Source organism: Promicromonospora sp. NPDC090134, from assembly GCF_044746965.1.
Classification (GTDB): Bacteria; Actinomycetota; Actinomycetes; order Actinomycetales; family Cellulomonadaceae; genus Promicromonospora.
Window position 1 is genome coordinate 79,118 of sequence record NZ_JBIVCZ010000003.1, and the last position, 14,613, is coordinate 93,730.

General features: G+C 74.4%; 13 protein-coding genes. 3 read left to right on the forward strand and 10 right to left on the reverse strand.

The window, feature by feature from the left end; translation table 11 throughout:
- The first annotated feature begins 93 nt into the window (after positions 1-93).
- The gene (locus ACIPN7_RS10025) at positions 94-516 is read left to right on the forward strand and encodes a hypothetical protein (RefSeq protein WP_400540632.1); all 423 of its coding nucleotides are present in this window, start codon (positions 94-96) and stop codon (positions 514-516) included.
- A 12-nt stretch (positions 517-528) separates the two neighbouring features.
- Here the strand turns inward: ACIPN7_RS10025 and ACIPN7_RS10030 are convergent, their stop codons facing one another.
- Positions 529-1,332, reverse strand: coding sequence for an SDR family NAD(P)-dependent oxidoreductase (locus tag ACIPN7_RS10030; RefSeq protein WP_400540635.1), 804 nt, complete (start codon positions 1,330-1,332; stop codon positions 529-531).
- A gap of 163 nt (positions 1,333-1,495) precedes the next feature.
- On the opposite strand from ACIPN7_RS10030, the gene ACIPN7_RS10035 reads away from it, so the two are divergent.
- Positions 1,496-2,284 carry a TetR/AcrR family transcriptional regulator gene (locus ACIPN7_RS10035; RefSeq protein ID WP_400540638.1) on the forward strand — a complete coding sequence of 263 codons (789 nt, stop codon included), beginning with the start codon at positions 1,496-1,498 and terminating at the stop codon, positions 2,282-2,284.
- 163 nt (positions 2,285-2,447) lie between these two features.
- On the opposite strand, the gene ACIPN7_RS10040 is transcribed toward ACIPN7_RS10035, so the two are convergent.
- From ACIPN7_RS10040 to ACIPN7_RS10065, 6 genes are all read right to left on the reverse strand, one after another.
- Positions 2,448-3,650 carry a Shedu anti-phage system protein SduA domain-containing protein gene (locus ACIPN7_RS10040; protein ID WP_400540641.1) on the reverse strand — a complete coding sequence of 401 codons (1,203 nt, stop codon included), beginning with the start codon at positions 3,648-3,650 and terminating at the stop codon, positions 2,448-2,450.
- 227 nt (positions 3,651-3,877) lie between these two features.
- A complete protein-coding gene (locus ACIPN7_RS10045; RefSeq protein ID WP_400540644.1) occupies positions 3,878-4,777 on the reverse strand; it encodes an alpha/beta fold hydrolase in 900 nt (299 codons plus the stop codon).
- Positions 4,774-5,388 carry a TetR/AcrR family transcriptional regulator gene (locus ACIPN7_RS10050; RefSeq protein WP_400540647.1) on the reverse strand — a complete coding sequence of 205 codons (615 nt, stop codon included), beginning with the start codon at positions 5,386-5,388 and terminating at the stop codon, positions 4,774-4,776. Before ACIPN7_RS10050 ends, ACIPN7_RS10045 begins: the two co-directional genes overlap by 4 nt.
- 57 nt (positions 5,389-5,445) lie before the next feature.
- Positions 5,446-6,345: an NADP-dependent oxidoreductase gene (locus ACIPN7_RS10055; RefSeq protein WP_400540650.1), complete on the reverse strand. Its 900-nt coding sequence runs from the start codon at positions 6,343-6,345 to the stop codon at positions 5,446-5,448.
- Between the two features lie 94 nt (positions 6,346-6,439).
- Positions 6,440-7,666, reverse strand: coding sequence for a YibE/F family protein (locus ACIPN7_RS10060; RefSeq protein WP_400540653.1), 1,227 nt, complete (start codon positions 7,664-7,666; stop codon positions 6,440-6,442).
- A 100-nt stretch (positions 7,667-7,766) separates the two neighbouring features.
- On the reverse strand, positions 7,767-8,423 hold the full coding sequence (locus ACIPN7_RS10065; protein ID WP_400540656.1) for a TetR/AcrR family transcriptional regulator: 657 nt from the start codon (positions 8,421-8,423) through the stop codon (positions 7,767-7,769).
- 52 nt (positions 8,424-8,475) lie between these two features.
- Here ACIPN7_RS10065 and ACIPN7_RS10070 point away from each other — a divergent pair, with 52 nt between their 5' ends.
- On the forward strand, positions 8,476-9,906 hold the full coding sequence (locus ACIPN7_RS10070; RefSeq protein ID WP_400540659.1) for a DHA2 family efflux MFS transporter permease subunit: 1,431 nt from the start codon (positions 8,476-8,478) through the stop codon (positions 9,904-9,906).
- On the opposite strand, the gene ACIPN7_RS10075 is transcribed toward ACIPN7_RS10070, so the two are convergent.
- The 3 genes from ACIPN7_RS10075 to ACIPN7_RS10085 are packed head-to-tail and all read right to left on the reverse strand — an operon-like array spanning position 9,890 to position 14,535.
- A complete protein-coding gene (locus ACIPN7_RS10075) occupies positions 9,890-11,173 on the reverse strand; it encodes a protein kinase (RefSeq protein ID WP_400540662.1) in 1,284 nt (427 codons plus the stop codon). The genes ACIPN7_RS10070 and ACIPN7_RS10075 overlap by 17 nt on opposite strands.
- A 52-nt stretch (positions 11,174-11,225) precedes the next feature.
- Positions 11,226-12,770 (reverse strand): serine/threonine-protein kinase, encoded by a 1,545-nt coding sequence (locus tag ACIPN7_RS10080; RefSeq protein WP_400540665.1) that lies wholly within the window; start codon positions 12,768-12,770, stop codon positions 11,226-11,228.
- Positions 12,771-12,807: 37 nt separating this feature from the next.
- Entirely contained in the window at positions 12,808-14,535 is a 1,728-nt protein-coding gene (locus ACIPN7_RS10085) for a serine/threonine-protein kinase (RefSeq protein ID WP_400540668.1), read from the reverse strand.
- Between the last annotated feature and the right edge of the window lie 78 nt (positions 14,536-14,613).

Consider the following 14,613-nt stretch of genomic DNA (forward strand, 5'->3'; position numbering starts at 1 on the left):
CGACTGACCCTCGCCGCCAGCCCGCCCGGCGCCCCCACACCCCGCCACCCCCCCCCCCCCGACTCTGCGGTGCAGAAGTGCGAGACTGCGCGCATGCGTGACGACGAGTGGTCCCGGCAGCGCGCCGAGGCGGTCCGGGTGCAGGCGGAGCGCCTGGCGGCGCGGCAGGACGCCGAGCACACCCGCGCGGAGGCGATGCTGCGCGAGTTCGTGGCCGCCGCGCGCACCGCCGGGCTTGCCCCCGAGGACCTCCAGGTCCAGGGCTACGGCGGGCGCGGGACGGCGCGCACCGGGCTGCAGGGCTGGTACCTGCGCGTCGACCGGAGCGCGGGGGTCAGCACCGACGGCGACTTCTACGTGCTCACCGCGCCCATCGGCCTGCTCGACCGCCTGCGCGGGATCCACCCCGAGACGCGCCGTCCGCCCCTGGTCCTCGGCGCCGGCGGGAAGGACGGCGAGTCCATGCCCCTGGCCGACGTCCTGGAGCGCCTGCTGCCGGGCTGGCGCACGCGCTGACCGGCGCCGCCGTCAGCCCGCCGAACGCCCCAGGTCCTCCCAGCGCCGCCACGCGGCGACCCGCTCCTCGGTGATCGGCAGCACGGCGTCCACGGCGAGGTCGCCGACCAGGATGCGCAGCGGCGGCTCGTCGGCGTCGACCACGGCGAGGACCACGCGGGCGACGTCGGCCGGGGACGACGAACCCGGCGGGTGCCAGGCGGCCGCGCGCAGCGGGTCGTAGGCGGGCAGGTGCGCGGCGCGCACCGCCGACTCCTCGCGCCACCCGGTGTCCACGGGCCCCGGCTCGACGAGCGTCACGTGGATGCCGAACCCGGCGACCTCCTGGGCGAGCGCCTCCGAGAGCCCTTCGAGCGCCCACTTCGACGCGCTGTAGCCGCCGAGCCCCGGCCAGGCCGCGACCCCGCTGGAGCTGGAGACCTGCACCACGTGCCCGCTGCCCTGCGCACGGAGCACCGGCAGGGCCGCCTGGGTCACGTGCAGCACGCCGAAGAGGTTGACGTCGAGCTGGTCACGGAGCTGCTCGGGCGTGATCTCCTCGATGGTGCCGAACAGACCGTAGCCCGCGTTGTTCACCACCACGTCGATCCGGCCGAGCGCCCGCGCCGCCGTCCGCACCGCGTCCCGCGCCTGCTCCGGGTCCGTCACGTCCAGGTGCAGCGGCACGACGGCGTCGCCGTGCGCGTCCACGAGGTCGTCGAACGCGGCCAGGTCGCGTGCGGTGGCCGCCACGCGGTCGCCGCGCTCCAGGGCCGCGACCGCGATCGCCCGGCCGAGCCCGCGGCCCGCGCCGGTGACGAACCAGGTCCGGGTCATGACGCACCGGCCGGGGTGGACGCAGGGATGCGCAGCCGTGTGCGCACGGAGTCAGCCGCCATGCGCGTCATCGTGCCAGGTAAGCCCGCGGCGTGTCGCAGCGGTCTCCGCTCCCCTGCCCCAGGCAGGCTCCAGCCCCCGGAGTTGGCACTAGGCTCGCGGCATGCCCGTGGACGACGTCGACACCCGGCCCGCACCGCCGCGGACCCGGACCCGCCGCGAGCGCCTGCGGCGGCAGACCGTCGACGAGATCGTGGAGCGGGCGCTCGAGCTCGTCGACTCGGGCGGGGCGCACGGCCTGTCGATCGCGTCGGTCAGCAAGGCGATGGGCATGACGCCGCCCGCGCTGTACCACTACTTCGCCTCCCGGGACGCGCTGCTCGACGCGCTGGTCCTGGCCGGGTACACGGACCTCGGCACCGCGGTGGAGGACGCCGCGCGCGCGGCGTCGGACCGGCCGGCTCGGGAGCGGGTGGCGGCGATCGCCCACGCGTGGCGGCGCTGGGCGCTGGACCACCCGCGGCGCTACGCGATGCTCTTCACGGGCAGCCGGCGCGAGGCCGTGGACCCGCTGGAGCACGTCGGCCCGATCACCGCGAGCATGCTCGCGCTGGTCACGGCCCTCCAGGAGCTCGTCCGGGACGGCGGGGGCGTCCCGGACGAGGAACGCGCACCGGACGGCGGGGGCCGCGCCGGCGACGAACCCGGCGCGCGGCGAGAGTCCGGTCCGCGACAGGGCCTCGACGCGGAGCTGTCCCGGTGGGGCCGGTCGCTCGGTGCCCCGGCGGACACCGCGCCCGGCGCGCTGCGGCTGGCGCTGTCGACCTGGTACCGCGTGCACGGGCTGGTGTCGCTGGAGCTGGTCGGCGGTTTCGACATGATGGGACTCGACGGTGCGGACCTGCTGACGGCGGAGATCGAGGGCCTGATCCACGAGGCTGCCGGAGCCTGACCTTCAGGAGCGAAGCCGAGATTTCCCGCCCAGCCTGAACAAACCAGTAACTCAGCGAGTCCGTTTGTGGGTCAGCCGACCCCGACCGACTCACCGGACTTCGTACCGAAATGTCGTCTGAGAGCCGCCAGTCCAGTGGCCCAGTCTGCGACAAAACGCCTCATCATTTGCTCTGCGAATCAGGCTTTTCTGGCGACGAGAGTGCCAGCATTCGAGTGGCCGAGTCCAACAGCATTTCGTAGGTGATCACTTCAAGTCGGGCCAGGTGCGAGTTGTAGGTGCGGAGTGTGTCCGCGACTTCATCGCTCGAATAGTTCGCATGCAAATACTTTGGATGCCCGATCACCACGGTTGCAGAAGCACGCCGAGTCTCGATCCCGTGTTCCGCCAGGATCCGCCCATGGGCCTCGTCAAGTGTTCGTAGATAGTTCTCTGCCTGCGATACAGCGTGATGGACCGACGCACCAAGCATGACATGACCGCTACGACGAACGAGCAGGTCCTTGATATTGGCCCTCTTCAGTTCGATCACGTGCAAGGAGCCATCACCACGCAGGAGCGGGATGTCGAGGATGGCGTCAGGCGCGTACTGGCGACGCACAAGCTCACCAACATAGGCGCCGCCGAAAATCCAATCCTGGCTCTTCAGACAGGCATGCAGGGCACCTTCTGAACTGGTCGGTTCGTCGACCACGGCTCTTAATGCATCGAGGCTTACCCGTCGAGATCTCAGCTCAACAAGTTGGGCCAGTGCACCTGCCTCTGGGTTGGTTAGCAGGTCATCCAGGAGATCCGCCGTTTCCGAGGACACAGGAGATTGCAGGTCGCGCACCACCAGTTCCATGCGGCCGATCCACAACAGCCGATCGGCGTCCTGCGGTGAGAGTCTTACTCCTCCGTCACCGGATCCGATCGAGACGCTGTCCATCGACCGTGCGATTCCGCGAAAGAACTCACGGGCGTCCGATGCAGTAGCATCCGGATGTCCCTCGCAAAGCACATCCAATGCACTCACTGCTTGTTGCGCGCCCAGGCTCGCCATGGAGCGCATGAACTGCTCTTGCCGGGACCGCGCGCCATTGTCGTAGTGCATCTCAAGGATACTGAGCGGGAGTTCCCCCGCCGCGTAATCAGCGAAACGCTGGACACGGTCGACGATTTCCCATTCCTCGTGCCGGAATGCAATCCGACCGACCTGCTCAAGCGCCAGCACAAGCGGCTTGCCTCTGCCATAACGGACGCTGGATGGTTCGTCAATTATCTTCAGTGCCGCGTCGATTTGGTGCCCGACGTCCTCGTGCACAGTCAGCTCACGTGTCTCTTCGAGCAGCCGCCGAAGTGTGAAGCTCGACCGATACGTTGTCATGGCCAGAGCGTAGGGACGACCACTGACACTGCACTCGGCCCACGACGCGAAAGTCAGGAAGCCGCGACGGCAAACGCAACACTGGGGAACGAGCCGGAGGCCAACTCAGGCGAGACCCACTGCACACCCAGCGCGCTTCTACCCAGTGATCAGGCGCGTCCAGCACCACGTTTCCGGGCCCGATCGCAGGGTAGAAGTGCACTTCGCACGCCACACACGGCGAGCGGTCAGCGTTCAGCCGGCCTCGCGGTGTCCGTCAGGAACTCCCGGACCAGCGCCACCACCCGGTCCGGCTGGTCCAGCGTGGAGAGGTGGCCCGCGCCGGGCAGCACCGCCGTCCGCGCGCCGGGCGTGGCGGCGACCGCGGCGTCGAGCTCGGGCCGCAGCACCAGCGGGTCCTCCGAACCACGCACCCAGAGCGTCGGCACCGACAGCCGGTGCAGCTCCGGGAGAAAGTCGGTGCGCATCGCGAACGGCCCGAACGACAGGGCCTGCCAGTCGTCGAGGGCCGGCTCGCGGTGCCGGGCCTTCTGCTCGGCCTCCCGCTGCGCGAGCTCGACCGCCCGCTCGAAGCCCGGCGTGTCCGCGCCGTGCTGCAGGTTGTCGGCGAGCGAGCGGCGCACCGCGCGCGGGCTCCGCGCCAGCCACGCCGTCGTCGCGCGGAGCAGGCCGGGCGTGCGCGTGGACAGCCAGGTGACCAGCTGTGCCGGACGTCGCGCGCCCAGCCCGCCCGGCGCCAGCAGCACCGCGGCGCTGACCCGGTCCGGGTGGTCGAGCGCCGTGCCGATCGACACGCCGCTGCCCATCGACAGCCCGACGAGCGCCGTCCGTTCGATGCCGAGCTGGTCGAGCAGCCCGATCACGACCCGCTGGAGCAGGGGCTGGTCCACGGGCCCCCGCCAGGGTCGGCTGCCGCCGTGTCGCGGCAGGTCGATCGCCAGGACCCGGAAGTGTTCCGCGAGCGCCGGCGCCACGTGCATCCAGTCCAGCTCCGCCGTGTCCAGCATCGCGCCGTGCAGCAGCAGGACCGGCGGCGCGTCGGGGCGGCCGCTCGTGTAGAGGCGGACCGGTCCGCCCGCCACGGTGAGGTCGCGGACGTCGTCGAAGTTGGTGGTCGCCGTGGTCATGGCCGGGTTCCTTCGTCCGGGCCGACGTCGATGCCCTCGCGCACCAGCCCCTCGACCACCCCGAGCGCCGCCCGCAGCTGGTCCGCCGTCAGCGGCCCGATCAGCGCCGAGGCGGAGAGCAGCCCGATCGTGACGCTGGACAACGCGAGCGAGACCGCCTCGGGGTCGACGTCGGGCCGCACGCGGCCGGCGGCCCGCAGCTCCTCGACGTGCGCCGTGATCCAGCGGAACCGGGCACGGTACCGCTCGGGGTCGACGGCGCGCACGTGCTCGCCGAGCACCGCGCGGTCGTCGAGAAACGCGGCCGACATCAGCGGGTCCGCCAGCAGCGCCTCGACCCCGGCGCGGTAGAGCGCGCTCAGCGGGACCGGGGGCGGCAGGTACGCCGTCAGTGCATCGACGCGCTCGCCGAGCCGGGCGGTCGAGCGCAGCAGGACGGCGTCGAGCAGCTCGTGCTTGCCCGCGAACTCGCGGTAGACGCCGCCCTTGCTCACGCCGGCGGCCTCCGCCACGGACTGCATCGACATGGCGTCGAAGCCGCGGTCGAGCACGAGCCGTTCGGCGACGTCGAGCAGCGTCTCCCGGCGGTCCGGGATGGTCGGTCTGGGCATGCGCACCTCCGTAGTGACCCAAACTACCGCATCAGTCACTACGGGTGAACCACCCGATCAGGGCACGAGCACGACCTTGCCGCCGGGGTGCCCGCCGTCGACCAGGCCCTGCCCGCGTGCCGCCTCCGCGAGCGGCAGCACGTGCGCGACCGGCACCGACACCTCGCCACGCAGCACGAGGCCGATCAGATCGGCGAGCTCGGCGGCCGAGGGCGTGGACCGCTCGTCGAACTCCACCCCCAGGTCGTGGGCCGCCGGGTCGGTGAGGGTCAGCACGCGGTCGGTGCCGCCCCGCAGCTCGATGCTGTCCGGCAGCACACCGGCGCCGGACGTGTCCAGCACGGCGTCGACGACGGGCGTGAGCGCGCGGACCCGCTCGACGAGCCCGGCGCCGTACGTCGTGGGCGTCGCCCCGTACGCCGCGACCCGACCCTGGTTGGCGGGCGACGCCGTGCCGATCACGCGCACGCCCGCCGCGACGGCGAGCTGGGTCACCAGCCCGCCGATGCCGCCGCTGGCGCCGTGCACCAGCAGGGTCTCCCCCGGCTGCGGGCCGAGGAGGCGCAGCGACCGCCGGGCGGCCTCGCCCACCACGGGCAGCGCGGCCGCCTGCGTCACGGCGAGCCCGTAGGGCACCGGGGCCCAGCGTCTCAGGACGGCGAGCTCCGCGGCTCCGCGGCTCGTCCACCCGGTGACCCGGTCGCCCGGGGCGACCCCGGCGACGTCCGCCCCCACCTGGTCGACGACGCCCGCGACCTCCAGCCCCGGCACCGCCGGGAGGCGCGTGCGGAACGCGGACTCCATGGCCCCCGAACGGACCTTGCCGTCGAAGGCGTTGAGGCCCACCGCCTCGACGCGGACTCGGACCCGCCCCGGCCCGGCCTCCGGCTCCGGGACCTCACCGAGGTGCAGCACCTCGGGCCCGCCGAACTGGTCGTACACCACTGCGCGCATCATGCGTCCTCTCCCTCAGGGACAGTCTGCCCGCCGCGCACGACCCCGCAGTCCAGGACTCCGAAGTTCAGGCCTCCGAAGTTCAGGACTCCGCGGTTCAGGACTCCGACGCCCGGGCCTGCGCGGCCCATGCCTCCGACACGGGCGCCATCAGCTCCGGGTCCGACGACGGTTCGGGGCCGGCGTCGACCACGAGGTCCGTCGTCGGCCCCGGGACGGTGAGGGTCGCGATCGCCGTGGTCACGGGGATGGCGAGCACGAGGCCGATCGAGCCCACGAGGGTGCGCACCACCTCCTCGGCGATCTCGCCCGAGGTCAGGGCCGTGAGCGGCGACTGGTCCACGAGCCAGACGATCATGAGCAGCGGCAGGGCGGCGCCCACGTAGGCGAACGCGATCGTGTAGACGGTCGAGGCGATGTGGTCGCGACCGATCCGCATGGCGCTCGTGAACAGCTCGGCCCGGGTCGCCGTCGGCGCGACGGCGCGCAGCTCCCAGACCGCCGAGGCCTGCGTGATGGTCACGTCGTTCAGCACGCCCAGGCCCGCCAGGACGATGCCGCACAGCGCGATCCCGCGCAGGTCGGCGAGGGGCGCGCTGGACGGCAGGAAGGCCGAGGCCTCGTCGGAGGTGCCGGTGATCTGCGCGGCGCCCGACGCCCAGGCGGCGATCCCCGCCGTCAGCGCGAGGCCCACCAGCGTGCCCAGCAGCGCCGTCGAGGTGCGCGCCGACAGCCCGTGCGCCAGGTACAGGGTGACGAACATGATGAGCGACGACGTCACCAGCGCCACGCCGAACGCGTCCTGCCCCGCGAGCAGGGCCGGCATCGTGAACCCGAGGAGCACCACGAACGCGATCCCCAGCCCGGCCATCGCCGCCAGCCCCCGCCACCGCGCCACGAGCAGCACCACCAGCGCGTAGCCGACGGCAAGCAGCGCGATCGGCAGCTCACGCTGGAAGTCCATGAACACGAGCGGGTCGACGCCGGGCTGCGCGACCCCGGAGATGTCCACGGCGGTGATGCGGTCGCCCTCGGCGAGCGGGACCGACGGGCCGGGCGACTGCATCCGCGAGGTGCCGCCGTCGGCGAGCTCGACCGGGATGCTCCCCGTGGCCGGGTCCGCGGGGCCCGCGATCGTGACGTCCACGAAGGACGTGCCCTCGGCCCGGTTCGGCACCCGGTCGGGCACGTCGCCGGCGTTCGGCCACAGCAGCCACAGCCCGGCCAGCGTGGCGAGCAGCGCCGAGACCAGGATCATGACCAGGAAGAACGTGGTCTTCGGCGCGGCAGGGCCCGCCGAGCCGTGCGAGGGAGCGTGCGCCATGCCGACATCCTGGCTCACGAGTGCGCCGCGGGCACGGCGAGCCAGAGCAAGGTCCGAGATCGGCAGTTTGCACCGCCCGACCGGCGCGTGGGCCCCTCGGTCAGCCGCGCGGCCCAAAGGCCGCCAGGAACGTGTCGACGCCGGCGTTGACCGGCCCCACGGCCTCGGCCGGGTCGATCGGGCGGGCACCGTAGGCGCTTCGCGTGAGCACCTCGTCCTGGACCAGCGCCATGAAGTGCCGGGCGGCCCGCGCCGGGTTGTCGGTATGCAGCCGCCCCGTCGCGGCGAACTGGCCGAACTTGCCCGCCAGCCGGTCCAGGGTGCGGTCCCGCCCGGCGTCGCGGATGGAGTCCACGGCGTCGCCGAACCGTGGCGACTCGGCGAACTGCAGCCGGATCACCGCCGCCCCCTCGGCGTCCGTGACGCACGCGATGATCGACGCCCCGAGCCGCTCCAGCTCGGCGCGCAGGTCGTCGGTGTCGACGTCGATCGAGTCGACGATTCGCGACACCCGCTCCCCCGAACGCGCGGCGTACTCGGTGATCACCTCGAGGAAGAGCGTGCGCTTGTCGCCGAAGTGGTTGTAGACCGTCGGCTTGGCCACACCCGCGTCGCGGGCGATCTCGTCGACGGACGCGTCGGCGAAGCCGTCCCGGGCGAAGACCAGGAGCGCCGCGTCGAGGATCGCGCGGCGCTTGTCCGGCCGCGCCCCGCCGCGCCGCCGGGCGGCCCTCGTCTCGTCCAGGTGGGTGCTCATCACGACGATCCTACCTTGACCGCTGTACCGGCGGGGTGCATATAGTGAACTCGTGAGTTCAATTCAGCGAACTGCCGAGTCAACGTCCACGCCCGCACCCCGGCTGGGTGCCCTCGCGACGGCCCTCGTGGCGGGCGGCGTCCTCGCCCTGCTGTCCACCACGGTCGTGGGCGTCGCCGTGCCCGACCTCGCGGACGACCTGCGGGTCTCCGAGGCCGACGCGTCCTGGGTCGCCACGGTCGCGCTGCTCGCCGCGGGTGTAGCGATCCCCCTGTCCGGCTGGGCCACCATCCGGTTCGGGACGCGCGCCACCTGGCTGGTCGCGCTCGGCCTGTTCGCCGTGGGCCTGGCCGCCTCCGCGCTCGCCCCGACGTTCCCGGTGCTCGTGGTCGCCCGCGTCGTGCAGGGTCTGGGTGCCGGCGCCCTGGAGCCGATCATGCTGACGGCCCTGGCGCGCGCCGTCGACCCGGCCCGGATGGGCCGCGTCATGGGCTCGGCGGCAGCGGCCATGTCGATCGGGCCGCTGCTCGGCCCCGTGACCGGCGGCTTCCTGGTCGGAGCGGTCGGCTGGCGTGCGGTGTTCGGCGTGCTCGCCGTGGTCGCGGCGGTCCTGTGGGTCGTGTCGCTGCTCGTGGTCCGGGACGACGAGCGCGCCCCGGCCGCCCTGGACCTCGTGGGGCTCCTGCTGCTCTCGGCCGCCACCACGGCGCTGCTCGCCGGATTCTCCCGCGCGGCCGCGCCGGACGGCGTCGACCCGCTCGCGATCGCGCTCGTCGTGAGCGGCGCCGTCGCCCTGCTCGCCTTCGTGCGCTGGGCCCGACGCCGCGGCACGGCGGCGGTCGTCGACCTCGGCACGTTCTCCGCTCGGGGCTACGGCGCCGCCGTCGCCGTCATGGCCCTGCTCGGCGCAGCCGTGTACCCCGCGTTCTTCGGGCTGCCCCAGCTCTTCCAGTCGGTCGGCGACCTCTCGCCCGCGGCGGCGGGCCTGCTGGTGGCGCCGTACGGCCTCGGCACCCTGATCGCGATGCCGCTCACGGGCCGGCTCTCGGACTCGGTCAGCACCGGCCTGCTCGTGCGGGTCGGGGCCGGCGTGGCCGCCGTCGGCTTCGCGGGCTACCCGCTGGCGGGGCTGCTCGACGGCGGCGCCCGGCTCGCCCTCTACGCCCTGCTCGGCCTGGTCGTGGGGCTGGGCATCGGCTCGGTGGGCAGTCCGACCGTCTCGTCGATCTACCGCGCGCTGCCGCCCGAGCGCATCGCGCCGGGCACCACGATCCTGTTCGTCACCAACCAGCTCGGCGGCGCGCTCGGCGTGGCGGTCCTGGCCGGGATCGTCGGAATCCTGGGCGGCGGGCGCTGGGACGCCGACGTCGCGGGCTGGCCCCTGACCGTCCCTGTCGTGGCCTGCCTCGCGGTCGCGGGGCTCTCGGCCCGGCTGGCCAGCGCGGACGGTGCTCCGGCCAACCGCGCTACAGCAACAGCGTGACCGCCGCGAACACCAGGGCCGCCACCGCCACACCGACGGCGATCATGAGCAGCGGGGAGACGCGGGAGCCGCCCGCACCGCCGCCGGCGCCGGTGGTCCGGCCGGCGCGTGCTGCCGCCCGGTCGCCCTGGGCACCCCGGGGCAGGATGGACACCGGCTGCGCCGGGGCACCAGCGGCGGCGGTGCCTGTCGCGGCAGCACCGGCGGAGGCAGCGGTGTCGGCGGCAGTGGTGTCGGCGGCAGTGGTGTCGGCGTCGCCGCGCGGGACGTCCAGCCGGGCCGTGTCGAGCTGCTTCGTCAGCGCCGAGGTCTGGGCCGGGTCCGGCCCCACCCCCGGCGCGAGCCGCGCCGTCGGCTCCGCGGGGATCGCGGGCGCCAGCGGCGCCGACCGGCCCCGGCCCAGCACCGCCCACTGCGCGAGCTCGCCGGTCAGTCCGGCGGGCAGCACCCACGAACCCGCAGGCCCGGCCGCCAGCCGCCGGCGCAGCGCCGCGAGGGTGGGCCGCTCCCCGGGGTTGGCGCGGACGGCGGCGGCCACCGGCTCGACCAGGTCGTCCGGCAGGCCCGCGAGGTCGGGCTCGTCGTCCCGCACGCGGCGTGCCAGCTCCCCGGAGGCGCCGGAGCCGAACGGTCCGCGCCCCGTCGCGGCGTACGTGAGCACCGCGCCCAGGCCGAAGACGTCGGCGGGCGACCCGGGCTCCAGGCCGCGCGCCACCTCCGGGGCCAGGTAGGCGACGGCGTCCGGCACGAGGCGCGGGAGCGTGACCGTGACGGCCTCCAGGGCGCGGGCGAGACCCAGCCCGGTCGCCACCGGGCCGTCCGCGGTGAGGACCACCGTGGACGGGTCGAGGCCGCGGTGCACCTGGCCCGAGCTGTGGACGGCGTCCAGGGCGTCCGCGAGCGCCACGGCCAGGCGCCGCACGGCGGCGGGCGGGAGCGGGCCGTGCGCCTCGACGGCCTCGCGCAGGGAGGGCCCGGGGAGGAAGTCGGCGGCGATCCACGGTGTGCGCGCGGCCAGGTCGGCGTCGCGCACGCGCTGCACGTGGGCGGCGCGGAGCCGCCGCGCGCCGTCCGCGCCCTCGGTCAGGAGGGCGAGCACCTGCGGGTCCCACGCGATCTGCTCGCCGACCACGGTCACCTCGGCGAACAGCCCGTCCGGCGACCGGCCGAGGTGGACCGTGCCCAGCCGGCCCACCCGCAGGCGGCCCCGCAGGTGGTACGGGCCCAGCTCGCGGGGGTCACGGTCGCCCAGCGGTTCCAGTTCCATGGTCGGTGTCCTCTCGGTGGTCCGGAACGGCTGGGGTCTGGTCGGCGCCGCGTCAGAACAGCCCGTCCAGGATGTTCGACGTGTCGACCGGTACCCCGCACGCCACACCGCGGGAGTCGGTCGCCTCGGCGGCCGGCTCGCCGTCCAGCCCGATCCGGCAGGTGATGTCGTCCACGTCGTCGCCCTCGGCGGCGACGGTCAGGGACAGGAGCTGCGAGTCGACGGGGATGGTGCCCGTCCACGGCGTCACCACCGTGAAGCCGTCATCGTTGCCCTGCTGCCCCTGCTGGGTGCCCTCGCCGTCCGAGGTGACGACGGTGGCGTTGTAGGTCACGATGAGCACCTCACCCTCCCGGGGCGTCACGATCTCCAGCTCCACGCTGTGCGGCGCGTCCACGGGTCCGGCGCCCAGGTGCTCGCCCGACAGGCTGTAGGCGCCGCTCGCCACGGCGTCGGCCGGCGCGCCGCCCTGCGCCGCGAACCACCACGCACCGGCGGCGACCGCGACGGTCCCCGCCGCCGCCAACGCCCACCACTGCCACCGCCGGCCCGCGCCGCGCCCACCGGCTCGGGCACCGCCGGGCCCTGCCCCCGCGCTCGTGTCCGTGCGGTCGCGCTCGGCGACGGCGTCCTCGACGCCCTCGGGGACCGGCGCCCGCACCACCTCGGTGACCGCGGGCACGTCCCGCGCCTGCAGGTCCTTGAGCTCCTGCGCGCGCTCCGCGACCAGCGGGCCGACGCCGGGCGGCAGCCGCCACGGCACCACCGCCGCCCCGGCGCCCGCCGCCCCGGTATCGGAGGCGGGCCGGAGCCGGTCGAGCACCTGCGCCGTCGTCGGGCGGGCGGCCGCGTCCTTGGCGAGGCAGTCCGCGATCAGCCCGCGCAGCTCCTCGGGCACCTCGCCGAGGTCGACGTCCTCGTGCACCACGCGGTAGACGACGGCCTCGGTGGGGCCGCCGCCGAACGGCGAGCGCCCCGTGGCCGCGAAGTGCAGCACGCACCCCAGGGCGAACACGTCCGACGGCGGCTCGGCCTCCCGTCCGCGCACCTGCTCGGGCGACATGTAGGCGGCGGTGCCGAGCACGTCGCCCGCCGTCGTCACCGACGTCGCGTCGACGGCACGCGCGATGCCGAAGTCGATGACGCGCGGGCCGTCGGCCGTCAGGAGCACGTTGGCGGGCTTGAGGTCCCGGTGCACCAGGCCCGCGGCGTGGATCGCCTCCAGGCCGCCCACCAGCCCCGCGCCGAGCGCCCGGACCGCCTCGACGTCGAGCACGCCGCCGCGCTGCACCACCTCGTGGAGCGACGGGCCGGGCACGTAGGCGGTGGCCATCCAGGGCTGGTCGGCGTACGCGTCGGCGTCGACCACCTCGGCCGTGTGGTAGCCGCCGACCGCCCGGGCGGCCGCGACCTCCCGGGCGAACCGGACGCGGAACTCGTCGCCCTCGGCCAGGCCCGGGTGGATCACCTTGACCGCGACGACGCGCCCGCCGCGCGAGCGGCCCACGTACACCTGGCCCATGCCGCCGGCCGCCAGCCGGCCCAGGAGGCGGTACGGGCCCGCCTGGGCGGGGTCCTCCGCACGGAGTGCCTCCATCACGGGCGCACCCCGGATCGCCGTGCGACGCGAGGCATCAGCCGTTGCCGTCCTGGGCCTGGCCGGCCTTGTCCAGCAGGTTCTCCACGTACTCCTGGAACTCGGGGGTGCCCGGCTCCGGCAGGTTCTCCTGCTGCTCCTGCTGCTTCTCGGTCTGCTCCTGGGCCAGCTTCTCGCTCTCCTCGCGCATCTTGTCCATCTGTTCTTGCAGCTCCGGGGGCAGCAGCATGCAGCCCACGTTGACCTGCCCCGCCTCGTCCACGACCACCTTGCCGTCGATCAGGATGCGGCAGGAGACCGCGATGTCCGTGTCGCCGGTCAGCATGGCCATCCGGTCGCGCCAGCCGGCCTCGGCGGACAGCGTGATGTTCGCCCCGTCGACCGTGCCCTGGGCGGTGATCGTCCTGCTCCACGGGAGCTCGACCTCGGTGTACAGCTTGTCGGGGTCCATCTCCATGACGTCCTCGGCGCTGCGGAACGAGTCCGCGAGGCCGGACGGGCCGAGGCGCCCGTCGTAGCGCACGCCCACCTCCGTGGTGGCCGCGTCCTTGCCCGTGGCCGTCACCTCGAGCGTGACCTCGTGCGTCTCGTCCGGCACGGTGAGCTGCATGTTGCCGACCGACGGCGACGGACCCGCGTCCGGCGTCCCGCCGTCGGGGGTCAGCACTCCCGCGACGGCGACGGCGGCGACCGTGCCGACGGCGACGGCCGCGACGCCGATCCCGGCCCACCGGGCCGCCGGGGTCCGCCACCAGGGCCGAGCAGCCGCGTCGTCGGGACCGGCGGCCGGCACGCCGCCGGCGGCCGGCACGTCCCCGCGCCGCGTGCCCGGGTCGCCGACGCGCTCGGTGGCCGCGGGGTCGTGCCGGGACACCGACACCACGCCCGCCTCGGCCCCGCCCACCTCGGCGCTGCGTTCGGCGATCATCGCGACCACCCCGGCGGGCAGCTCCCAGCCGCCCGTACCGGTGGCGAGCCGGTCCACGACGTCGGACAGCGCGGGGCGCTCCCCCGGCTCCTTCGCGAGGCAGGACCCCACCAGGTCGCGGATGCCCGACGGCACACCGGTCAGGTCCGGCTCGTCGTGCACCACGCGCCGGGCGACGTCCTCGGCCGCGCCACCGCCGAACGGGCTGCGGCCCGTGCAGGCGAAGCCCAGCACCGAACCCAGCGCGAAGACGTCGGACGCCGGGGTCACGTCCAGGCCGCGCACCTGCTCCGGCGACATGTAGGGCGCCGTGCCGATCGAGCCCTGGCGGGTCAGCGAGGTCGCGTCCCGCTCCAGCGCGATGCCGAAGTCCACGACCCGGGGGCCGTCGTCGGCCAGGAGGATGTTGGACGGCTTGAGGTCGCGGTGCACCAGGCCCTGGGTGTGGATCGCGCTCAGCCCCTCGGCCAGCGTGGCGCCCAGGGTGCGGACCACCGACAGGGGCAGCGCCCCCTCCTGGTCCACCGCGTCCTGCAGCGAGGGGCCCGCCACGTAGGCGGTGGCCATCCACGGCAGCTCGGCGTCGGGGTCGGCGTCGACCACCTGCGCCGCCCAGAACCCGCCGACCCGCCGCGCCGCGGCGACCTCGCGCCGGAACCGCGTGCGAAACTCGGCGTCGCCCGCCAGGTCGGGGTGGACGATCTTGACCGCGACGGGCCGCCCGGTCCGCGGGCGGCCCAGGTACACGCTCCCCATGCCGCCCGCGCCGAGGCGCCCCTCGATCACGTACGGACCGACCTCGCGCGGATCCCCGCTGCTGAGCGCTGCGACTGGCACTGTGCCCCCGACTCCCCTGACCGCCCCGGACCGGCTTCCGTGCCGGGCTGCTGGCCTGATGGTAGAGGGCCTAACGTT